Annotated in this window: 16 protein-coding genes and 3 pseudogenes; 10 read left to right on the forward strand and 9 right to left on the reverse strand. The window is 60.5% G+C overall.

What is annotated here, in order from left to right; all coding sequences use genetic code 11:
* Nucleotides 1-21: 21 nt before the first annotated feature.
* Both AB3L03_RS04265 and AB3L03_RS04270 read right to left on the reverse strand, forming a co-directional pair.
* Nucleotides 22-1274, reverse strand: a pseudogene (locus AB3L03_RS04265) (ABC transporter substrate-binding protein).
* A gap of 58 nt (nucleotides 1275-1332) precedes the next feature.
* Nucleotides 1333-2352: an ABC transporter ATP-binding protein gene (locus AB3L03_RS04270; RefSeq protein WP_085357362.1), complete on the reverse strand. Its 1020-nt coding sequence runs from the start codon at nucleotides 2350-2352 to the stop codon at nucleotides 1333-1335.
* Nucleotides 2353-2585: 233 nt separating this feature from the next.
* Here AB3L03_RS04270 and AB3L03_RS04275 point away from each other — a divergent pair, with 233 nt between their 5' ends.
* Nucleotides 2586-3389, forward strand: coding sequence for a DeoR/GlpR family DNA-binding transcription regulator (locus AB3L03_RS04275; RefSeq protein WP_204510883.1), 804 nt, complete (start codon nucleotides 2586-2588; stop codon nucleotides 3387-3389).
* A 189-nt stretch (nucleotides 3390-3578) separates the two neighbouring features.
* Here AB3L03_RS04275 and AB3L03_RS04280 read toward each other — a convergent pair whose 3' ends face one another.
* Nucleotides 3579-4604, reverse strand: coding sequence for an aldo/keto reductase (locus AB3L03_RS04280; protein WP_204510882.1), 1026 nt, complete (start codon nucleotides 4602-4604; stop codon nucleotides 3579-3581).
* A 201-nt stretch (nucleotides 4605-4805) separates the two neighbouring features.
* On the opposite strand from AB3L03_RS04280, the gene AB3L03_RS04285 reads away from it, so the two are divergent.
* Nucleotides 4806-5705, forward strand: coding sequence for an SMP-30/gluconolactonase/LRE family protein (locus tag AB3L03_RS04285; protein WP_204510881.1), 900 nt, complete (start codon nucleotides 4806-4808; stop codon nucleotides 5703-5705).
* 15 nt (nucleotides 5706-5720) lie between these two features.
* Here the strand turns inward: AB3L03_RS04285 and AB3L03_RS04290 are convergent, their stop codons facing one another.
* The 4 genes and pseudogenes from AB3L03_RS04290 to AB3L03_RS04305 form a co-directional block, all read right to left on the reverse strand.
* Nucleotides 5721-6680, reverse strand: coding sequence for an ABC transporter permease (locus AB3L03_RS04290; RefSeq protein ID WP_204510880.1), 960 nt, complete (start codon nucleotides 6678-6680; stop codon nucleotides 5721-5723).
* A gap of 186 nt (nucleotides 6681-6866) precedes the next feature.
* A pseudogene (locus AB3L03_RS04295) lies at nucleotides 6867-7823 on the reverse strand (ABC transporter permease); the annotation flags it as partial.
* Nucleotides 7783-9324, reverse strand: coding sequence for a sugar ABC transporter ATP-binding protein (locus AB3L03_RS04300; RefSeq protein ID WP_204510879.1), 1542 nt, complete (start codon nucleotides 9322-9324; stop codon nucleotides 7783-7785). The gene AB3L03_RS04300 and the pseudogene AB3L03_RS04295, both read right to left, overlap by 41 nt.
* Before the next feature lie 66 nt (nucleotides 9325-9390).
* A complete protein-coding gene (locus AB3L03_RS04305) occupies nucleotides 9391-10521 on the reverse strand; it encodes a sugar ABC transporter substrate-binding protein (protein ID WP_018459502.1) in 1131 nt (376 codons plus the stop codon).
* 210 nt (nucleotides 10522-10731) lie between these two features.
* On the opposite strand from AB3L03_RS04305, the gene AB3L03_RS04310 reads away from it, so the two are divergent.
* The 8 genes and pseudogenes from AB3L03_RS04310 to AB3L03_RS04345 all read left to right on the forward strand — a co-directional run bounded on the left by AB3L03_RS04310 (nucleotide 10732) and on the right by AB3L03_RS04345 (nucleotide 17934).
* A complete protein-coding gene (locus AB3L03_RS04310; RefSeq protein ID WP_247479436.1) occupies nucleotides 10732-10890 on the forward strand; it encodes a hypothetical protein in 159 nt (52 codons plus the stop codon).
* Nucleotides 10891-11209: 319 nt separating this feature from the next.
* Nucleotides 11210-12212 (forward strand): annotated as a pseudogene (locus tag AB3L03_RS04315) (autoinducer 2 ABC transporter substrate-binding protein).
* 102 nt (nucleotides 12213-12314) lie between these two features.
* Complete coding sequence (locus AB3L03_RS04320) at nucleotides 12315-13799, forward strand: sugar ABC transporter ATP-binding protein (RefSeq protein WP_204510877.1); 1485 nt, start codon at nucleotides 12315-12317, stop codon at nucleotides 13797-13799.
* Entirely contained in the window at nucleotides 13792-14796 is a 1005-nt protein-coding gene (locus tag AB3L03_RS04325) for an ABC transporter permease (RefSeq protein ID WP_204510876.1), read from the forward strand. The genes AB3L03_RS04320 and AB3L03_RS04325 overlap by 8 nt, the downstream gene beginning before the upstream one ends.
* Entirely contained in the window at nucleotides 14793-15800 is a 1008-nt protein-coding gene (locus AB3L03_RS04330; protein WP_085352707.1) for an ABC transporter permease, read from the forward strand. Before AB3L03_RS04325 ends, AB3L03_RS04330 begins: the two co-directional genes overlap by 4 nt.
* Nucleotides 15801-15806: 6 nt before the next feature.
* A complete protein-coding gene (locus AB3L03_RS04335; RefSeq protein WP_368508282.1) occupies nucleotides 15807-16961 on the forward strand; it encodes a carbohydrate kinase in 1155 nt (384 codons plus the stop codon).
* Nucleotides 16898-17224, forward strand: a complete 327-nt coding sequence (locus AB3L03_RS04340) for a hypothetical protein (RefSeq protein WP_368508283.1) — start codon at nucleotides 16898-16900, stop codon at nucleotides 17222-17224. Before AB3L03_RS04335 ends, AB3L03_RS04340 begins: the two co-directional genes overlap by 64 nt.
* Nucleotides 17221-17934, forward strand: a complete 714-nt coding sequence (locus AB3L03_RS04345; protein ID WP_026233824.1) for a class II aldolase/adducin family protein — start codon at nucleotides 17221-17223, stop codon at nucleotides 17932-17934. The genes AB3L03_RS04340 and AB3L03_RS04345 overlap by 4 nt, the downstream gene beginning before the upstream one ends.
* 583 nt (nucleotides 17935-18517) lie before the next feature.
* Here AB3L03_RS04345 and AB3L03_RS04350 read toward each other — a convergent pair.
* Together AB3L03_RS04350 and AB3L03_RS04355 are read right to left on the reverse strand one after the other, a co-directional pair.
* On the reverse strand, nucleotides 18518-18658 hold the full coding sequence (locus AB3L03_RS04350) for a hypothetical protein (RefSeq protein WP_162847221.1): 141 nt from the start codon (nucleotides 18656-18658) through the stop codon (nucleotides 18518-18520).
* A gap of 2390 nt (nucleotides 18659-21048) precedes the next feature.
* Complete coding sequence (locus AB3L03_RS04355; RefSeq protein ID WP_368508284.1) at nucleotides 21049-22389, reverse strand: calcium-binding protein; 1341 nt, start codon at nucleotides 22387-22389, stop codon at nucleotides 21049-21051.
* Nucleotides 22390-23181: the final 792 nt, after the last annotated feature.

Below are 23181 nucleotides of genomic sequence, written 5' to 3' on the forward strand. Positions count from 1 at the left end.
GCGCGCCATCCCGCCACGTCCCTATTTGTAGGCGCGCAAGACGCGGTCGGACTGCTGTTGCGCGGCGGCCAGCGCTTCCTGCGGCTTCTGCGCGCCCGTGATCGCGGCCTGCACGGCATCCCCGATGAACTTGTAGATGCGGCCGTTCTCATGAACGGAGAGCTCCGGCACCGCGTGCTCCAGCTGATCGCGCGCAACTGTGGCCTGCGGGAAGGCCTTTGCGTAGGCCTCCATCGTCGGCGTCTTGTAGGCGGCCGGCGACACTGCCACGTAGCCCGTCTTCATGCTCCATTCGGCCGCGCGATCCGGAGCCGTGATCCATTGAATGAACTTGACGGCCGCCTTCTGCTGTTCGGGAGACGCACTCTTGAAGATGTAGAAATTGCCGCCGCCGGTCGGTGATCCGCGCCGCTCCTGGCCGGCAGCATGGCCACACCGAACTGGAATTTCGCGGCGTCCTTGACCGCCGTCAGATTGCCGGTGGTGTGCCACATCATCGCCGTCTTGCCTTCGAGGAAATCGTTGCGCAGCGTCGCCCAATCGATGCTGCCGGCCGGGGCGACGTTGTGCTTGCGCGACAGGTCGACCCAGTACTCGAGGGCAGCGACCGTCTTCGGAGCGGTCAGATAGACCTCGTTGCCGGGCTCGTTCATCATCTTCTGCCCGTTCTCGATCGCCAGCGCCTGCAGCATCCAGTAGGCATATCCGGTCGAGGGAATTTCGATGCCCCAGCGCGTCGTGTTGCCGCCATCCTTCTTGACCAGCTTCTTCGACATCTCGACCATTTCGTCCCAGGACGCCGGCGCCTTCTCGGGATCAAGGCCCGCCTCCTTGAAGGCGTCCTTGTTCCAGTACAGCACGATGGTCGAACGCTGGAACGGCACGCTCCAGGTCTTGCCGTCGATCTGCCCGTTCGCCATGAACGCCGGATAGAACTCCTTGAACCAGGCCTTGTCGCCGACGAGATCGTCAAACGGCACGATCGCGTTCTCGTCCATCAGCGTGAACACGTCGGTCGACAGCAACACCGACAGTTGCGGCGGCTGCCCGCCCTTCATGGCGGTCATCGCCTTGGTCATCGTATCCGTGTAGTTGCCGGCATAGACCGCCGTCATCTTGATGTCGGGATTGTCCTTCTCGAAGCGCGAGACCATGTCGTCGATGATCTTGGTGACGGGACCGCCGACCGCGACCGGATAGTACATGGTCAGATCCACCGCGGCAGCCGGGCGTGCAGCCATCGAGAGTACGGCAAACGCCGCTGCCATCAACATCGTTCGTCGCGCAAACATGGGACAATCTCCTTCGTTACTGCGTTTGAAACAGCCGCTGCTATCGACCGGATATCGCCCGCTGGCCCTCTGTGACGATGGTCTCCAAGCGAGTTTCCGAACTTGAATCGAACCGATGCTCGAGCCCGGGTTCCCACGCGATCCGGACATCCTCGCCTGGCCGAACCTTGCTGAAACCTTCGAGCCGCACCGAGATGGGCTGACCATCGACCTCGCACAGAACGATGCTGTCGGCCCCAAGATGCTCGATCGCCCTGACGCGCGCAAAATGGTCCCCGCCCGACACGATGCGGATATGCTCGGGCCGGATGCCGATGAGATGATCACCCTGGCGCAACAGGTTCATCGGCGGCGTGCCGATGAACCGCGCCGTGAATGCCGTCGCCGGCCGGTTATATAGCTCCTCTGGTGTGCCATTCTGCTCGATACGACCATCGCGCATCAGCACGACGCGATCCGCCATCGTCATGGCTTCGGTCTGATCGTGGGTCACGTAGACCATCGTCATTCCGAGCCGCTGTTGCAGGGCGCGGATCTCCGTCCGCATCTCATGCCGCAGCTTGGCGTCCAGATTTGAAAGCGGCTCGTCCATGAGGCAGACCCGCGCTTCCGCAATGATGGCTCGTCCCAGTGCAACCCGCTGGCGCTGGCCGCCAGATAGCTGCGACGGCTTGCGTTCAAGCAGATGCGCAAGGCCAACAATCTCGGCCACACGCCGGAGCCGCTCGTCTCGTTCCGCGCGCGACACGCGACGCACACGCAGTCCGAAGACGATGTTCTCGGCTACGCTCAAATGCGGAAACAGCGCATAGGACTGGAAGACCATGGAGATATTCCGCTGCGCCGGGGTCAGATGGGTCACGTCGACGCCGCCGATGGCGATCGTACCGGCATCAGCATCCTCAAGCCCGGCGATCAGCCGCAGCGTGGTCGACTTACCGCAGCCGGACGGTCCCAGCAGCACAAGTAGCGAGCCCTCGTTCGCTGTCAGACTGACGTCATCGACGGCGCGCATCGCGCCCCAGAACTTGGAGACATGACTCAGCGTGATCGCTGACATGGCCTGTTCGCTCTCACCGTGATGCGGCTACGCCGCTGGCGACGGCTCGCTGCAACGGACCCATGCAAGGCCGCTCACCGCAGACAGACCGGTCCATGCGCCCTCCCTCGTGCCACGCGCATTCGTCGGCGTAGCCACCACGATGTTCATTTGAACATAGCGTAACGCCATATGAAACCAGAAAATTGCGTCCTTGGAGTTCAAATGATACTTTCGTTGAGAACGGAGGGCCTATGCTCAGGACCGCCACGACCCGTCAGACCCACATACTAGAGATCGTGCGCGAGCAAGGCTTCGCCTCCATCGAGCAGCTCGCGGTGCGTTTCGATGTCACTCAGCAGACCATTCGCCGCCTCGTGAATGCACTCTGCGACCAGGGCCTGCTCCGGCGGGTGCATGGCGGGGTCGGCCTCCCGGTCCAGAACCAGAACCTCGCCTATGGCAGCAGGCACAGGTTAAACGCCAGCGCGAAACGGCGGATCGCGCACGCGACCGCCAACCTCATCCCTGACGGGACGTCACTGATGATCGGACTTGGCACGACGCCCGAATACGTCGCGCAGGCGCTCTCCCGCCGTCGGGATCTGCGGGTGATCACCAACAGCCTGAACGTGGCCGCAGCATTCGCGCACAATCCGGACGTGGAGATCAGCATCGCGGGCGGCACGCTGCGGCAACTCGATCGCGATATCATTGGCGAGTCGGCTGCGCGCTTCTTCGCGGGTTTCCGCGCCGACTTTGGTATATTCGGTGTCGGGGGGATTGATGAGGACGGCACGCTGCTCGATTTCCATGCCGATGAAGTCAAGGCGCGTCAATCCATTGTGGCCAATTCGCGAACGTCCGTGCTAGTGGCCGACATCACCAAGTTCGGTCGCAATGCGACGGTCCGGGGCGGCCATCTCGACGACTGCCACCATCTCGTCATCGATGATCGATTGCCTGGATCGTTTAAGCCAATCGCGGACAGGTATGGCGGTCTGATCCACACGGCCCGCGACGCCCGCGCAGATTTCGAACGCCTTGGCCATACCTAGCGGACAACATAGACTCCCTTGCTCAGATCGATCGCGGACTTCAACGCACGGCCGACAATCCGCGCCGCAATCGGCACTGAGCCAGTCCCACGTGCCGCGCACCTACGGGGGCGAGCCCGAGCGGTGGGGAGCTGTTTTCCCGGTGATCCGAGCCCTCGGCTTGAACCAATTCAAGCGTGTTCATCCGGTCTACCTCGGAACAGGCGCTTCCGATTCCAGCAGGGACGCGGCCTTGAGATCGCTCCAGAGCGCGCCCGGCACTGTGGTGGTCAGCGCTGCCACATTGCGCTCGACCTCCTGCGCATTATGCGCCCCGAGAACCACGCTCGCGACCGCGGGATGACCCAGCGCAAAATGTAGAGCGGCCGTCGGCAACGCTACGTCATGAGCTGCGCAGATACGCTGGATCTCAGCAACCTTCGAAAGGATCTGCGGCGGTGCGTCTTGATAATTGTACTTGGCGCCCTTGATGGCGCCCGTCGCCAGAATCCCCGAATTGAACACGCCGCCAAGCAGCACCGCGATGCCCTGCTTCAGCGCCAGCGGCATGAACTCCTCGAGTGCTGGCTGCTCCAGCAGCGAATAACGCCCGGCGAGCAGCATCACCTCGAAGGACCCGGCCTGCGCAAAGCGCACGCACATCTCCGCCTCGTTGACGCCGATCCCGATGCCCGCGACCACACCTTCGGAACGAAGTTTGTCCAGCGCTACATAGGCCCCGGACATCGCTTCGCGAAACCGATCCTCGATCGCGTCCTTACCGTGGGTCCACACATCGACATCATGGATCAGCAACAGGTCGATCCGGTCGGTGCCAAGCCGCAACAGCGACTGCTCGACCGAGCGCATGGTGCCATCATAGGAATAGTCGACGACGGCTCGGTGCGGCTGTCCACCAATAAATCCGGACCGAGTCTCCGGCTGGTGAAACGGATCCATCCAGCGACCAGTTTTTGTGCAAAGCACCACATCCTTGCGCGGCACGCGCCGGAGCGCCGTTCCGCAGCGATGCTCCGACAGGCCGTTGCCATAGTGCGGCGATGTATCGAGCAGATTGATGCCGAGCTCGAAGGCACGGCTCGCTGCGGCAATTGCAGTGTGGTCGTCGAGCTCGAGAAAGAGATCGCCGAGCGGTGCGGTTCCGAACCCGAGGATGGAGACTTCGAGACCGGTCCGGCCAAGTGTGCGGCGCGGCAAAGCTGATTGCGAAATCATGGTGGATTGCTCTTCCTTCTTCGCGCCTTGATCGCGCGCTCGTCTCATTGCAGCGACGCGCAGCGTATGTATTTGCCGTCGGGTGTCAACGCGAGGATTGCGGGTCTCGTACAAGACTATTCCGCTCATACATTCGGGTTGCTAAGAAAAGCGGAACCGGCGCGCGGGCACTTCACGACCTGCGGCAACGAAGGAGGAACGATGCTCCCCTATGTCACGCACGATCCACGCTTTGCCCGCCTGGTCTTTGGTCACGCCAATCTCGAAAAACTCACCAGCGGCTGCCGCTGGGCCGAAGGACCCGCTTACTTTCCGGCCGGCCGCTATTTGATCTGGTCCGACATTCCGAACAACCGGATGATGCGCTTCGACGAGACGGATTCATCGGTGTCGGTGTTCCGCTCGCCGAGCTTCAACTCGAACGGCAACACGACCGATCGCGAGGGGCGGCTGGTCACTTGCGAGCACTTCATGCGCCGCGTCACCCGGACCGAGCATGACGGCTCCATCACGGTGCTTGCCGAGCAGTTCGAAGGGCGTCGGCTGAACTCGCCCAACGATATCGTGGTGAAATCGGACGGCTCGATCTGGTTCTCGGATCCGACCTACGGCATCGACAGCGATTACGAGGGCCGGCAGACCAAATCCGAGATTGGCGCCTCCAACGTGTACCGGATCGGTCCAGCGGGCGGCGAGATCAGCCTGGTCGTCTCTGACCGCGTGCAGCCGAACGGGCTGGCGTTCTCGCCAGACGAGAAGCTGCTTTATGTCGCCGATACCGGCGCGACCCACGTCGACGGGCTGCCCGCGACGATCTGGTCCTACAAGGTGCAGGGAGACAAGGTCGCTGAGCCCTCGCTGTTTTCCACCTGCCCCGACGGGCTCTATGACGGATTTCGCTGCGACATCCATGGCAACATCTGGACGTCGGCGGGACGGAGCGTGTTCTGCTACGGGACCGACGGGACGCATATCGGCACGTTCCCGATCGGTGAGATCGTGGCGAATGTCTGTTTCGGCGGTCCACGGCGCAACCGCCTGTACATTTGCGGACAGACCTCGTTGTATTCGATCTTCCTCAATACGCGCGCGGCCGTGTAAGCTTAGGCCGGCCATCTAGCTCGTGACGCGTTCGCCCCGCCCGTAGACGAGCAGCATGAAGATGATAACGAGACCATAGATCACCTGGCGGCCCGCCTCCGGCATCTCCATGATCGACAATACGCTGTTCAGGAGCACGATCAGGACGACGCCGATCAGCGTGCCGAGATAGCGGCCGCGGCCGCCGAGGATGTTGGTGCCTCCAATCACGACGGCGGCGATCGAGGGCAGCAGATAGGCGTCTCCCATGCCTTGGTAGGCCTTGGTGGAATAGCCGGCGAGCAGCACGCCCGCGAGCGCGGCAGCAAGGCCGCAGAGCACGAAGCAGACCACCGTGACGCGGCGCGTGTTGACGCCGGCCAGATAGGCCGCCGCCTCCTTGTTGCCGATGGCGTAGATGTAGCGGCCGAGCGACATGCGCTGCAGGATGACGACCACCAGCACGGACACCGCGGCCCAGACGAACAGCGCGTTGGGAATGCCGAGCGTACGATCGCCCGCCAGCATCCGCATCAGGTCGGTCGCCCCGGTCTGCGGTGCATAGCCGCCAGTATGCGCGACCATCAGGCCGCGCATCACGGCGTTCACGCCCAACGTAAAGATCATCGAGGGGACCCGCAGATACGCGACCCCGACGCCGTTGACGAGCCCGACCAGAACGCCGACCCCGAGCCCGACCGGAATTGCGAGAGGACCGCCGACCGAGGTCGCCATCATGGCCGCGGCGGCGAGCGTCCAGGGCACCGACAGATCGATCTGCGCGATCAGGATCACGATCATCATGCCGGCCGAGACGATCCCGAGGAACGCACCGATCTGCAATTGCTGCAGAAGATAGGCCGGAGACAACAGGGGAGCGCTGCCGAAACGGGCGAATGTGTAAACCGTACCCGCGACGAGAATGACGACGATGAACACCGCCGCAATCAGGATCGGGCGATCGTCGCGCGAGAGGCTGAATGAGGCCGCCGTCATCGAAACAGCTCCAACGTGTTCTTGACGCGCAGCATACCCAACGCGCCGATGCTGACGGCAGCGAGCAGGATCACGCCCTCGAACAGCGGCTGCAGGAAGAGGGGCAATGTCGAAGATGCGGAAGAAGAAGGAAATCACGCGCAAGACCATGGCGCCGAAGATCGACCCGATCGCACTGCCGGTTCCGCCAAGCAGCGACGTGCCGCCGATCACCACGGAGGCTATCGAGTTGAGCGTATAGGCGCCGGCCTGCGGAATGTCCGCATTCCCAGACGAAGTCTGGATAGCAAGGAAGAGACCGCCGCAGCCGGCGAAGAAGCCCGCGAGCGTGAAGGCGGCGATCTTGGCGCGCTCGATCGGAAGGCCGGACATATAAGCCGCGCCCTCGGCCGAGCCGATCGCATAGACGGCGCGGCCGAGAACGGAGCGGCGGAACGGCACCCACACCAGCAGCGGAATGAGAACGAGAAGCACAAAGGGCACAGGGATCCAGGCGAACGGCGCAAACCAGGCAGCCGCGCCATCGTCGAAGATGTGCACGGTCGAGGCGAAATCGCCGAGCGAGTTAGTCAGCGCCCAGTTCAGATCAACATCGATCTTGCCGCCCGGGGTCGGACGCAGGAAAAGCGCGATGCCGATGTAGACCGCGCCGGTCGCAAGCGTCGCGATGATCGGCTGGATGCGCCCATAGACGACGACGCAACCATTGATAAAGCCGGCAGCCGCGCCGATCGCAAGGCACACGGCGATCCCGAGCAGAATGCCGCTCACGCCGCCCGGAAAGGTGCCGAGGCCGAGATGCACGCCGAACATGTCGAGATGCAGCGGCGCACCACCTGCCGCGCCGGTCAGGAGGTAGCTCGCAAAGCAGCCCACCATGGTCATGACCGCTCCGACGGAGAGATCAAGGCCCGACATCAAGACCGGCACTGTCTGCGCCATCGCCAGCATGGCGAGCGCAAAGATTTCGTCGCCATTCTGCACCAGCACGGCGGAGGAGAAACCGCGGGGATGCGCGGCGTTGTAGAAAATGTAGAGGGCACAGAACAACAGGATGGCGGTGACCAGACCGATGTTCTGGCGGATCCTGATCGCGATATCGTCAAGCATGCGCCGCCCCCGCTGCGGTATCGGTGTCGACATTCAGGGAGCTTGCGACAATGTTGGTCTCGGTGAGGTCGTCGCCCTCGAGCTCGCGCACGATGCGGCCGTCATACATGATGACGACGCGGTCGCAGCAGCCGATCAGCTCGTCATAGTCGGTCGAGTAGAACAGGATTGCGGCGCCCTGGTCGGCGAGTTCGCGCATCAGCCGGTAGAGCTCCTGCTTGGTGCCTACGTCGATTCCGCGCGTGGGATCGTTGAGCAGGATGATGCGCGGATCGGTCATCAGCCATTTGGCGAGCACGACCTTCTGCTGGTTTCCGCCCGACAGCGTCGAGACCGCATCACTCGCTGCGTCCAACTTGATCTGTAGCCTCGCGATGGCTCGCTGGATCGCGGTGCGTTCCCGGCCGGTATCGATGAATGGGCCAGTGGAAAGCGCGTCGAGCGATGCGATCGCAAGATTGTCCGCGATCGACATCGGCAGCATCAGCCCTTCGGTCTTGCGGTCCTCAGGGACGAGCGCGATGCCGACCGATTTTGCCGCCGCCGGGGAGCCGGGACGTACTTCGCGATCCGCCACCGTGAGGCGACCAGTGACACCGCGCAAAACACCGAACAGCGCAAGCAACAGGGATTTCTGGCCCTGCCCGTCGAGACCGCCGAGCCCGACGATCTCGCCGGCGCCGATGCTCAGTGAAATGCGATCGAGCTGCCTCTCCCAGCACAGGTTCTCGAGCGCCAGCACCGGCTTCGCGGCATTTCGCGCCGGCTTGGGCGGATACTGGGCCGCGATGTCACGCCCAATCATGAGCTGGATGATATCGGCGGTCGAACGCCTCCCCTTGTCGAAGGTCTCGATATGGCGGCCGTTGCGAAACACCGAGGCCCGGTCGGCGAGCGCCTCGACCTCGTGCATGCGGTGCGAGATGTACAGGATTGCGACGCCCTCGGCCTTGAGCCGCGCCAGCATCGCATAAACCTTCTCCACATCGGCGCTCGTCAGTGCCGATGTCGCCTCGTCGAGGATCAGCAACTGCGGCCGCTTGCCGAGCGCCTTCGCGATCTCGACCACCTGGCGCCTCGATAGGGGCAGATCGCGCACGCGCCTCAGGGGGTTGACGTCCTCACAGCCGATCTCGGACAAAAGCTCTTCGGCGCGGCGGCGCTGCGCCTTCGCATCGATCAGGCCGAACCGCCGCGGCGGGGATGCAATGGAGATGTTGTCCGCGACCGAGAGGTCGGGCATCAGCGATAGTTCCTGAAAGATGCAGACGACACCGGCCGCATTCGCCGCCGACGGCGTGGCGAAGCTGACCTCGCTCCCCGCGAGGCGCATGCGACCGCTGTCGGGCTGCACCACACCGGCAATGATCTTGATCAGGGTCGACTTGCCGGCGCCGTTCTCGCCCAGCACGGCATGAATCTTGCCGCGTTCGCAGGCGAAGTCGACGCCTTCAAGCGCGCGAACGCCGGCATAGCGCTTGGAGATGCCGGCAAGCTCCAGGAAGGCGGATTGCGTCGGATCGGCAGCCGGCATGGCCGGGCCTTCACGCAACGACGGCCCGGCGAATGCCGGGCCGTGACAGAGACATCGCTGGAGCCGTCACTGGGTGTTCTTCTCGCTCTGCGACATGATCTCCGGTGCAGTGAAGTTCACGCCGCACGGTGTGAACTGGTTCGGCGCAAAGAAGTTGGCATTGAGCTCGGGCCAGTAATTCGTGCCCGGCTTGAGATCCTTGTAGGTCGCCACTGGAATCGGGATCGAGATCAGCTGCGGCATAATGTTGCCCTGCAGCGCCGAGATCGCCGCCTTGGTCGCGATCGCCACCAGCGCCGGCGACTGGCCGTAGGACATTCCCTTTAGTCCGTCCTTGGCGTGATCGGCAATCTGTTTACGGTACTCGTTTTCGCCCTCGCCCGACATCGGCACAAAGGGATGCTTGGCAGCCATCAGTGCCTGCACGGTGCCGTCGGATCCGCCTTGGGTGAATACTCCGTCGAAATGACCATGCACAGCTAACGCATCTGCAGTCACCTTCTGCGAGGTGCCGGTGTCCCAATTACCAACCACCTCGGTGATTTTGAAGCTGTTGCCGGGCGATTCTATTACCTCGCGGAAACCGAGATGACGATCGCGGTCAACGGAGTTTCCCGGGAGGCCACGGACTTCGAGGATGTCGCCGGATTTCTTGCCGCTCTCGTCGATCAGCCATTTGGCCGACATGCGGCCCATTTCCTTCTGGTCCTCGTTGACCATCATCACCTTGTCGGTGTCGAGGACGTTGTCGAACGGCACCACCACGACGTTGTTCTTGTCGGCAAGACGGATGATGCGATCAAAACCGTCGGGAGCTACCGCAATGGTAACGATTGCGTCGAAGCCTTGGTTGATGAAATCCTCCATCGCGCCAAGTTGCGCCGCGACATCGGTCCCGGTGGAAACAACCTTGAACTCCTTGATGTTCTCCTTGATACCCGGCTGATCGGCGAAAGCCTTGGCAGTCTTCACCATCTGGATGCGCCATGTGTTGCCGACAAAACCGTTGACCAGCGCGATTCTGTAGGGGCCCGCCTTCTTGGGCCACTGAAAGAATTTGGTCTCGGACGACCACGGCTTGAAGCAGGCGGGGTCGGCGCCGGGACCGGAGACGACCTTTGGACCTGCCAGAGCACTCACCGATGACAACAGCAAGCCGGCGCAAGCCAGCCCCGCCAGACGAAGCGTCCACACCATGTCGTGTCTCCCTGAGCGTTTGTGTTCCACCCTAACGCGGCGCGTAGCCATGCCGGGAATTGACCTTCCCATGCGCGTGTCGGGCTAGGATGGCACGCAGCTTGCGATGCTGACAAGCCGAGGGCGGACGCTCCGGCGCGAGACACGATCTGAACGCACGGCCAAACCGACGGCAATTGTGGAAGCAGAAAACGTAACAATGACAGTCGGATGTTCGTGGGCGGCAAGGGATTGTGCAACGGCGAAGCTGGCGATGGCCGGGCTTTCATGGTGGCATCCACGCGCGTGACGAAAAAAATGACACTCAGGGAAAAGTGTGAATCGCTACGCGAAGCCGAACGAAGCCCGCTTGCTGAAGCCGGGTTTTGAAAACCAGAGGCTGGGACTACTTGCTTTCGTCCGGCGGCCTGGCGCTCCTCCGCTAAGATAATGGCTGTAGCAACGCCGATCGCTCGCAGCTCCTCACTCAGCAGCTCGACGGCGAGATCAGGTATCGCACCGCGACGGTGGCTGGCGAACATGTCACTTGCTTGACACGTTCTGAAGCGCCGGTCTCTAATGTCCTTCAAGGTCCTGCGGTTGGACAGGCAACACTTTCTGCCCCCAAGCAAGAACAGGCTCGACTGCCCCACCCAGCGACTGTCAGGTCAAGGGTGCGGAATCCAAGATCGTTTCCTGGGAGGGAACAATGGACAGACGCCAGACGCTCAAGCTGATCGGTGGTACGGCCGCGTTGGCCGGTGCCGGTTTTCCGGGCTTTGCCTTTGCGCAAGCCCAAAAGGAAATGGTCACGGTCGTGAAGATCGCGGGAATTCCGTGGTTCAACGCACTTGAAAAGGGAATCCAGAAGGGTGCGAAGGATTTCAGCATTAATGCCACTATGGTTGGCCCGGCGAACGTCGATCCGGCACAGCAAGTAAAGCTGCTTGAGGATCTGATTGCCAAGAAGGTCAACGTGATCGGCTTGGTGCCGCTTGATGTAAAAGTCTGCGAGCCCGTACTGAAGCGCGCCCAGGCCGCCGGAATCAAGGTCATCACGCATGAGGGTCCGGAACAGGAAGGCCGTGACTGGAATGTGGAATTGATCGACTCCGTTCGGTTCGGCGAGGTGCAGATGGAACGTCTCGCCAAGGACATGGGCGGCGAAGGTGATTATGTGGTTTATGTCGGGACTCTTACGACGCCACTTCACAACAAATGGGCCGATGCCGCGATTGCCTACCAGCAGAAAAAATTTTCCAAAAATGAAGCTCGTCGCCGACCGCTTCCCTGGCGCCGACGAGATCGACACCAGCCAGCGCACGACGCTTGACGTGATCAAGGCCTATCCCAACCTGCGTGGTATTCTCGGCTTCGGTTCGAACGGACCAATCGGGGCCGGAAATGCTGTGCGTCAGCAACGTCTTGGCAAGAAGATCGCCGTTGTCGGCACTGTACTGCCAAGCCAGGCGAAGTCGCTTATCGCGGATGATACGATCCGCGAGGGTTTTCTGTGGAATCCCACCGATGCGGGTTACGCGATGGTCGCGGTGGCCAAACTCGTGCTCGATGGCAAGCCGATCACGGATGGCGTCGATGTACCCGGCCTTGGCAAGGCAGCCGTCGACGTTGCAGGAAAGCAGATCAAGGTGGACAAGATCATGCGCATCAACAAGGAAACCATCGACGGTCTGATCGCGGGAGGGCTCTAGGCCGGACCGGTTTAGTCGCCTCGTCGCGCTGCATTCCCGGCCCTTCCGGTCGGGAATGCGGGACCACTCGAGTGATCGCACGACTCCATTGCAGGCGAACCTTTGGTGACTTTCCTGGAAATGTCCGGCATATCGAAGCGCTTCGGCGGCGTGCACGCGCTCCGCGACGTCGATCTCACTCTGGAAGTCGGCGAGGTGCATTGCCTGGTCGGTGAAAACGGCTCCGGCAAGTCCACCCTGATCAAGATCATTTCGGGCGTCGAGGCACCGGAGCCTGGCGGCCGTATCGCAATTTCCGGCAAGGAATATCCTAAACTGAACCCGGTCTACTCCACGCATTGCGGCATTCAGGTCATCTACCAGGATCTTTCGCTATTCCCCAACCTCACCGTCGCCGAGAATATCGCGATGGCGCACCATCTTGGCGGCCTCCATTCGGTGAACTGGGCCTCAATGCGCGCCGCCGCGAAGGCCACAATGGCAAAGATCGGCGTTGCGTTCGACCCGGACGCGAAAGTGTCAGAGCTCAGCATTGCCGGACGCCAGCTGGTCGCGATCTGCCGCGCCTTGGCTGCGGATGCCAAACTCCTGATTATGGATGAGCCGACGGCATCGTTGACCCGCCACGAGGTGAACGCCCTGATCGCGCTCGTAAGCGAGCTGAAGCGTGCCGGCATCTGCGTCGTTTTCGTCAGCCACCGTCTCGATGAGGTGCTTGAAATCGCCCAGCGCGTAACGGTGCTGCGGGATGGCGCCAAAGTCGGTACTTTTGCCGCAGACACAATCGATGGGCGGAAACTCAGCCAGCTGATGACTGGCAAGTCCTTCGAGTATCAGATACAGGCGCCTGAGCTTGCCGCTGGCCCGGTTGTGCTGGAAGTTAAGGGCCTGGGCCGCGAGGGCGAGTATGAGGATGTAAGCTTGCAGCTGCGCGCGGGCGAAGTAGTGGGTCTCACCGGTCTGCTCGGCTCAGGGCGAACCGAATTGGCGCTATCCCTGTTCGGCATGAAGCCGCCCGATCGCGGCACTATCGCACTTGACGGGCGGCCCATCGCCCTCCGTACAAATGCAGAGGCGATCAATCGAGGGATCGCCTACGTATCCGAAGATAGGCTTACGCTTGGTCTCATCCTGAATCAGTCCGTCACGGCGAACGTCACGCTTGCGGTGCTGGATCGTCTGGCTGGCGCGTTCGGCCTGATTGCCGCACGCGCGCGACAGACCCATGTCGCTCGGTGGGTTGCTGAACTCGGGATCAAGGTCTCCAATCCCGCCAACCCGGTGAAGACGCTCTCCGGGGGCAACCAGCAGCGGGTCGTGCTCGCCAAATGGATGGCGACCAATCCGCGGGTGCTTATCCTCGATAGCCCCACGGTGGGCGTCGACATCAGCGCCAAGGACGGCATTTACGAAATCATCCGGCGGTTGGCCCGCGACGGCGTCGCGGTCTTGATGATATCGGACGAAATCTCCGAGGTCCTTTATCATAGTCATCGCGTCCTGGTGATGCGGGATGGTCGTTTGACAACCGACGTGCCTGCCGCAGCCACTTCCGAAGATGCGCTTGGGCAGGCCGTCAATGCCTGAATCGCACATGGCATCATTCGGCAGGTTTCGTCGCAGCCATGAGTTCTGGCTGCTGACAGTCATCCTTGGGCTCTGCGCCAGCTTGGGCTTCGCGAACGCCCAATTCCTGACCATGCAGAATCTGTTTGATCTGCTGACCTCCTATGCATTTGTCGGCATCCTAGCGCTCGGGCTGCTGGTCGTCCTGATCGCCGGTGGAATCGACATCTCATTCACCGCGACCGCGTCGGTGGCGCAATATGTCACACTTTCGCTTGCCAATGCTTACGGGGCGAACTGGATCGGCGTCTTCGCCATCGCGATTGGAATTGGCGGTGCGCTCGGTGCCCTCAACGCGATTTTCATCCAGAAACTTCGAATACCATCGATCATCGTTTCGGTCGCGACGCTGAACATCTTCTATGGGCTTCTGATCTTCTTCACCGGCGGCAAATACATCTATTCGTTGCCCGACTGGTTTGCGACCGGAATATTCTGGTTCGAGTTCGAATGGGGCAAGGATAGCTCCTACGGTGTCAATCTGCAGATCCTCGCGCTCGTGCTGGCATTTCTCGTCACCTGGCTCCTGCTTAACCGAACCAATATCGGCCGGCAAATCTATGCCATGGGAGGCAATACCGACGCCGCACAGCGGCTCGGCTTCCACATTTTCGGCCTCAATATACTGGTCTATTGCTACATGGGTGTCATGGCCGGAATCGCCTCCCTGATTCAGGCACAACTCGCGCAGTCCGTTGCCCCGACGGTGCTGGTGGGCAAGGAACTCGATGTGGTCGCTGCCGTCGTGCTCGGCGGCGCCAGCCTGATGGGCGGCGTCGGCACGGTCTTCGGCACGTTTTTGGGCCTGACACTGCTCGCGGTACTCCAAAATGGAATCATTTTGCTGGGCGTTTCGTCCTACTGGTCGCCGTTCTTCGTCGGCTTGGTTATTCTCATTTCGGTCTCTGCGACCGCCTGGTCGCAGCGCGAGCGGCGAACCCGGAGCGCGCCCCGATGAGCAACGCCCCTGCCCTCTCGCTTCGCCGGCGCATGGTCGGTCTCGCCAGCAGCGGCACAGTCGCCACCCTCATCCTGCTGTTGTTCGCACTCTGGGTCGTGTTCGCGATCACGATCGGCGATCGGTTCTTCTCGGTCAACACGCTGCAATCCATGGCTTTCCAGATGCCCGAACTTGGCATCCTCTCACTGGCGATGATGCTGGCCCTGCTATCTGGTGGACTCAACCTTTCCATCATCGCAACCGCCAATCTGTCCGGACTGACCATCGCCTTCCTGCTGACGCGCTACATCCCGGGGAGCCAGGGCCTTGCCTGGGTCGGCATTCAGGTCTTTGCGATCGCTGCAGGATTTGCAGTGGCTGCATTGGTCGGCCTCCTCAATGGTTTTGTCATCGCCTATCTCGGCGTTTCGCCGATCCTGGCCACGCTCGGCACGATGACGCTCTGCAAGGGTCTCGCGATCGGCCTGTCGCGCGGTAACGTCATCTCCGGATTCCCGGAGCCGATTGTGTTTATCGGCAACGGAACGGTTTTCGGGGTACCCTTTGCTCTGATCGTACTTGCGTTCTGCGCCTTGCCCGTCGCGCTCATGCTGAACGCGACGCCGTTCGGTGCAAAGGTTTACATGATCGGCTCGAACGAGAAGGCGACCCGTTACTCCGGCGTCAATACCCGCGCCGTCCTCCTCAAACTCTATTTATTTTCCAGCTTGCTCGCGGGCGTGGCGGCGGTCGTCATGTTGGCACGTTTCAATTCGGCCAACGCGGCATACGGCGAGAGCTATCTGCTGGTCACCATTCTCGCGGCCGTGCTCGGCGGCATCGATCCGTTTGGCGGCTTCGGCAAAGTCGGCGGGCTATTGCTTGCGTTGATCATCCTTCAGGTGATCTCCTCGGCATTCAACCTTCTGAACCTCAGCCAATTCCTCACGCTAGCGATCTGGGGTGGAATCTTGATTGCCGTCGCGGCGGTTCCTCATGTCGCCGGCAAAGCGCCGCGGTAGCCGGCGATGATGCGCTCGATCGTCTCGAACCCTATTGCAGTTCTCGACATCGGCAAGACCAATCTCAAACTGGTCGTGGCGAGCGACGACGGCTGGCCGCTCGAAACACACGGGCTTCCAAATGTGCCTATGACTCAGGGCTCGTACCTCGCCTATGACCTTGCCGGGTTAGAAGAGTGGTTTCTCGATACCCTTGCCGACTTGTCTCAACGCCATGCCATTGGCGCCGTGATCGTGGCTGCGCATGGATGCGGCGCGGTTCTCGTCGACGGTGATACGCCAGTGCTGCCGATGATGGACTATGATGCCGTCTCTCCGCCCGCAATCGATGAAGCATATGCCCGGATCGCGCCTGGTTACGATGAGGTGTTTTGCGGAATCGGAGGGGCGATGCGGCTCGGAAAACAGCTGCTTTGGCAGGAAAGCGCGTATCCCGTCGAATTCGCTCGCGCAAAAGCCTATCTGACCACCGCGCAGTTTTTCGCCCTGCGGCTTGGTGGACGTGCGGCCAGCGAAATCTCGCAGCTCGCGGCTCAGAGCCATATCTGGGACCTCATCCACCGTCAGCCTTCTTCTCTTATGCGTAAGCGCGGTTGGAGCCATCTGTTGCCCGAATGCGTACCCGCCGGTGAGGTGCTAGGGACGGTTTCGGAATCTGTAACCAGGCGCACTGGCCTGGCGCAATCGACCGAGATCCTCTGCGGCGTGCATGATTCCAACGCCAACCTGTTTCGCTACAAGGCCGCCGGCATGGCCGATGCCTCGATCCTATCGACCGGTACTTGGATGATCGGCTTTCAGCGCGGCCTCCCCCTGGACAAACTCGATTGCGCGCGCGCGATGGTTCTCAATATCGATGTCGATGGGGAGAATGCACCTTCGACGTTGATCGCGGCCGGCCGCGAATACGACCTCATCCGCGGGGAACATTTTGCTTCTGATGCAGCCGTCCTTGCCGCATTGCCCACCCTGCTGTCGAGAGGAACCCTGGCGCTCCCCTCATTCGTCGGCGATGATGGATTGTTTCCGGGCGCTGCTCGCCGCGGACGAGTCATCGGGCCGCCCTCGAAACGCCTGCCGAATGGCAGGCATTGGCGGTGCTCTACGCAGCGTTCAGCGCAAACCGCTGCCTTGATGCGCTCGAGAGCTCAAAACGCATAGTCATCGATGGTGGCTTTGCCGCAAACCTGCCCTTCGCCCGTTGTCTTGCGACTTTGCGATCCTCGCAGAGTGTCTGGGTGAGTCGATCTCCCGACGGAACGGCGCTTGGTGCTGCGCTGCTGTGGCGGCGATTCTCGCGTACGCTGCCGGTTTCAAGCGTGATCCTTGAAGCCGTCACATCACTCAGCAACGATAGGTTCGAACCGCGCGACCTTTCCACCGCTTACCAGTCCTGGATCGCTTTCTCGGAGCCCGCTTCATGACAGACCGTAATCATGCCGATCTCCGCCAAGGCATTGTCGATACCTGCAGGGAGATGAATCGAAACGGTCTCAATCAGGGCACATCCGGCAATCTTTCGCACCGGATTCCAAACGGCATGCTAATCACGCCTACCAGTCTGCCCTATGATCGGATGCAGCCAGAGGACATTGTCGCGATGGATTTTGCCGCGAACTACCAGGGCAACCATCGGCCTTCATCCGAATGGCGCTTTCATCGCGATATTCTGCGAGCACGCGAAGACGTCAACGTCGTGCTGCATACGCATTCCACCTTCAGCACGATTCTCGCCGTTCACGAACGTGATATTCCCTGCTTCCACTATATGGTCGCAGTTGCGGGTGGCAACGATGTCCGGTGTACGCCATATGCTTGTTTCGGCACGCAGGCACTATCGGACTACGCCCTCAAGGCCCTCGAAGATCGCGACGCTTGCCTCCTTGGCCATCATGGCTTGATCGTGACGGCCCAGACCTTTGAAAAGGCGCTTTGGCTCGCCTTGGAGGTGGAGACGCTGGCGAAGATGTATGTCCATGCGTTGGCTATCGGCGAGCCGCCGCGCCTCAGCGACGCTGAAATGGCGCAGGTACATGAGCAGATGAAACGCATGGGATACGGCCAGGCGCCTGACCTTGACGATGTCGGCGATGTTCCGCGCGCCTTACTGGACTCGAAACGGACGGCACATTGATGGTGGATTTCACGGACAGCTGCCACCGAGTTCGGTCAGCACCGGCCCACGCGAATGTTGCAACAGTCGCAAAGGTGTCAACGGACGTTGGCTAGGGTGCTTTCAAGGTGAGAGTGGCGGAAGAGTGAGGCCGCCCACCACCGATTCTACACGCAAGCAAGAGCAACGGGCTTTGGGCTCAAAACACAGCGGGCCACCTGGATCTCCGGAGAGAGAAATGGCGATGAGCGAAAGAGGTTACCGTAAATCATAAACCAGCGTCTACGTTTGAAGAAACGTTAGCAGCTTTGAGCAGCTTTCGCGAGAACTGTAGTCGCACGACTCCACCGTCCTCAAGAAATATGAGGCAGCGACGACCGCGCATCGACATATTCGGCAGAGTTTCCGGCGCCCCTGCCGACCGCAATCTGATCGACCTTTATGCCGACGCCGGCCTGGAGTTCATCGGGCTCAGCGACAAAACGTCCCGATGACAAGCTTGGGATCGCGTTTGGTTATGCGCATATCTCGAAACGCGCCCAGCAGCTCGACAGCGGTAAGGCTGAACGAGATCACTTTTTCTGGCGCTAGTTTTCTTGCTGGTCTACTTCAAGGCCATGAACTCGCTGCTCGACCTGTCACGCTTGGTCCAGGTCGTCGCGCCGCCCATCCTGGTCTTGGTCTGCGACCGCTTCTTCACCGCGCCTTTGCGCGCGTTGTCGCCGACCGGTTTGTCGGCAGCCACGGAGTCATCCTCCTATGTTGGTGTGGTGATTGATCACTGGAATGATGGTAACTTGCCGGCTGGCCTCGTCCTCAATGGCGATGCGGCGCGGGTCGTGCACGCGGGGGGCAGATGCAATCTCGCTGGCGGTGGTCCTGGCTTTGGCCAGGGCATCTTCATCGTCACGGCAGTCCAATCCCGATGGATCCTTCAATGCCGTCCCGTCCGGCCGCCAACCCAGCACGCTTCAGCTTGACGAGCTGCTGAAACCTCTGCTGGCGGCGTGGAATGAGCAGCGCTCCACGCTGCGTAGTCCGAAATAACCGACCCGCAAACGGATCCGCTGTCTTAAGCGTGACGAACGCTCGGGCCTTCGTTTTCTATTGCGCGCAATGAAGGCTCACTAGCTCGCGTTAGCAACGGGTCACAAGCCGCCGACCTGGCCCCTGGCTGCAAACTTCCGGTCTGCCCTTGTGAGCCGACATGCAGCGACACCGCGTAAGGAAGCGATGGGCCAAAAGCTGGCCTCGCGCCAATTGCTCAATTTCTCCGAATTGGTCGAATGAATCTTTAGCGAGGCGAGGCTAATTGTGAGAATGGTAGTTAACCCTGGAACGAACGATCAGATGGCTCAGGTGGCAGTTCGCGCGCAGTGACGTCTTCGTCGTCCTCTTTGCCGTTGTTCTGATATGTGTCTGTGCTGTCTTTCTTGTTCGATATCCATCCGTTCATCAGGCATCTGGCTTCGGCCCAGATTGGGATTGCAAGAGCGTCCCCAACAGTGAGCCAGTTTGCATCAAGAAAACTAGCCAGTAGCTTGACGACTGCTGTGGGTCACCGCAATCACCCCGAAGCAACTCATGGCTAAAGGGAGGACATTCCTGGCGATGTCGAGCACAACGTTTATCCCGTGCTGTGGCATGGAGTGGGTCCCCAGCACGTGTTCGTAAAGACGAACGCTCGAAGCTTTTGCAATGGGTCAAAATGCGAAGAACTCAAGTTGAACAACCTGGTCTGCTGTGGCGCGATGAGCGGACCTCCTCCGAACGAGGCGCAACTTGATGGGCCACAAGGGGGTGCAGTCCACTCCCCTCAGGTGCGCGGACCCGGCGCTCCAGGTCATCAGTAGGCAGGGTGGCAATGTTGAGCAGCCTGTGTCGGAGATTTAGTTCGCACCCAGGGACGAGTGCGCGACGTTCCGTGGCTAACTGACGACTTTGAGCGATGGTTTCGTTGGCTCGCTCGAGCAGGCACGTGTCTCGGCGCTGACTTCTTCGGCCATTTTGCGCTCCTAACATGCAGGCGGGAGCGCGGAATTGTCTCTCAGCCACCGACGCCTACGGTTAGACCCTCGGCCAGCGATGCGTATCAACGTGCGAAGTCGCTTATCATTGCTGGCGCTTCCCTGGCTCTCGTCCCCTCCTTCTCAGCAGGAGTGAAGGCGAGCGCTTGGAGAGGTTTTAGGAGGAAGCCCACCATCCGTCGGGGAATGGCTCCAGCAAAGTCCGATTGACTTGGTTGTCGTTGTCAGGGGCTGATAGCGCCTGCATTCCAGCTTGGTGGCGCGCGGCGACGGAAGCGGACAGACAGGGCGCCTGGTTCACGAGTTCGAAGACGGCGCGAAGCAGGATGTGTCAAGCGTAATGGAGGCACACTGCGGGCGCTTCGCTCTGCTTCTTCGACTAGACCTCGAATATATTCCAATTCTGAGAGCTGAGAGGTGAGTTCGCTAAGTCGTTGGGCATAAAGGATTGCGCGAGAGCTTCGCATGAATGTTCTCCCCTGCGCAAAAAACTATCGGGAAAAACCAGCAAATCAATTTAACTATGTTAACGGGCTCGGTCACGAAAGTGCGCCCATAAGTTGCTCCAAGGCTATTCGAGGCTTCGCTACTCCCTCAGGGGCAGCGCGATGCGCTGGAGTCCGCTTTGGGGCCACTAGCGGTCCTGCACCGCAGCAACTTTCAGCTTCGCGTGTCCACACGGAAAACAATGCAGCACGACGGGATGGGACCGAACGCTGTCTGGGACCGACCATAACCCGATAACCTCGTCGCGCCCTGAAGTAGGCACGAGGCTGAATGTATGTCGAGCGTGCGGGCGGTCTTGAGCGACGGCTCAGGCCAACAAACCGTCTTGATGTGGCGCGAAGATAAAATCCTGAGGTCTGAGTGCTTGCTGGCTATGCACCACCACGTCGTTGCCTGGACTGAACGTGACCGTGCTCTCGTGCGTGACAGGATCGAACGGTGAGAAGCTCAGATCGCTGAAGTTCTCGATACCGAGCGCAGAGACGTCGATGTGATCGGCGCCCTGATCTGGAGAGTCCCTGTCCGAAGTCTTCGACTTTATCGTGCCCGTTATCGAAATCGAACACGAACGTGTCGTTCCCTCCTTGGGCAAAGCCGAGCATCATCTGGGCATCGCCCCATATGTCATCGTTTCCCGTGCCGCTAACCAGCCTGTCGTTGCCGCCGCGCGCGTAGTCGGACATGGATTGGGCATCGCCGACGAGAATGGTCTCGTAGCTGCCCACGGCATGCGGATCGGATCATTGCCGCCGACCAGGGTGTCATTGCCGCCATGCGCGCGGCCCGACATAGTCGACGCATCGCCATATGCTTGATTGATGAGCTGGGAAAATACGTTGCCACCGAAATAGGTGTCGTCGCCGCCAACGGCCTGATCGCCCATATTGCCGCCGGCATCGCCGTAGAAGAGATTTTGGTTTTGCGTGCCCGAGGCCTGGAATGTGTCATTGCCGCCCTGGGCACGACCAGACATGTCGCCCGCGACTTCGCCATAGAACGTACTTCCTCCTAAGCCGGTCTTGTTGAACGTGTCGTCCCCTCCGTGGGCAGAGCCGGACATGTTCCCGCCAGCATCGCCGGAAAAGACATTTCGGTCAGCGAGTGTTGCGTCGCTAGAGTCGTCGAACGTGTCGTTTCCCCCGGCGGCGGAAGCGGACATATTTGCACCGGCATCGCCGAAGACAAAATTGAACGGATTAATCCCGCTCACAGCGAAACTATCATTGCCGCCGGCCGCATGACCGGCCATGCCGCCGCCGGCGTCACCATAGAGATAGTTGTTGTACTCGGATCCGCTCGCAGTGAAGCTGTCATTGCCGCCCCGGGTATGCCCGAGCAAGCCTCCGCCAGCGTCGCCATAGAACACAAAACTCCCATCCGGTCCGATGTGACCAACGAATGTGTCATTACCGCCGACCGCGCAATTGATCAGGTTTCCACCCGCATCTCCATACACGATAATTGTTTGATGTCCGCCAGCAGTGACGCCGAAGTTGTCGTCACCACCCTGGGACTGACCAGACAATGTTTCGCCAGCGTCGCCATAGGCATTCACCCTCACTCCGGGCGTAAAGGCCAGGGGCAATTCGACATTGAACATGTCATTGCCCGCAATGGCCCAGTCCGAAATGTTGCCTCCAGCATCACCGTACATATCCAGGCTGAAGGTCTCGCCGGGAATGATAGCGGGCGCCGATACTTGAGCGGACAACGTGTCGCTGCCGCCCCGGGCATGATCAGAAATGTTTCCGCCCGCATCACCATATAGGCTTCCAGAGCCGGACGTCAGCAACGTGTCGTTGCCGCCGATCGCGCGGCCGAGCAAGTCCACGCCAGCATCCCCGAACAGTGTGTTTGTCGGATCGGAACCAACCAGTGTTTGCGCTGCGCCATGCTGTCGGCCCGTGAGTGATCCACTTGTGTCGCCAAAGAGAACAGCCATGTGAACCTCCCTCGTGGTCCGCAGGTTGCCGCGGAGATGCGTCCAAATGACTTACAACGTTTCGTTGTTATGATTAAATCACATTTTTAAACGAATTAAATCATATATTTGAAATCGACAGCTATCGTCACGAGAGAAGGTTCTAGCCCGGATTGATCGAATTCGGGGCCAAATGCAGTACCGTGCCTAGTCCGCAACGTCTCTAAAACGGGGGGCGTCTCTCAACGTGAGCAGCCCATTCGGCATTCCGGACTTTTTCACGCGGGTTTTGACGTTGGAAGGTCGATGGCGTCCAGCTCGGATCATCGGGCGCAAAGACGTGCAGATTGCCTCGCGTTCGAGAGAGTCCTCCGAAACCCGAGCGCCGCAAAGGCTCGCCCGATCAAAGCTCCCGGTGTACTGCGGGATGATCCGGTTCTTGACCTCTTCACCCAGTGCTTTTGCCGCCCTTCCGGTATGGCCGATCGCGTGCTTAGAAGGCCCGAGCGCCTTGAACATTCTTCTGGAGGAGATCGGCCCTTTAATTGCGGTTTGTTGTCAAGTTACCATTCTTCCTCTCTCCAGTGACACGCCCGTAGCGATTGCTCCGTCGGAGCTGGTCAGGTTGCGGAGACGGAGCGATCGCGGATGGCGAGACGATTGCCTAGCGGGATTGGCAATCGACATCGTTGGCGGCTTCAGCGAGTTGGGTTGATGTCGTAGATGGGGTCATGGTCCTTTCCGAGGTCGCGAGCGCCTCATGATGATGTCCGGATCGGGCGCCTCAACGTCTGCAGCGGAGTGCGGGCGAAC

The organism is Bradyrhizobium lupini, assembly GCF_040939785.1.
Taxonomy (GTDB): domain Bacteria; phylum Pseudomonadota; class Alphaproteobacteria; order Rhizobiales; family Xanthobacteraceae; genus Bradyrhizobium; species Bradyrhizobium canariense_D.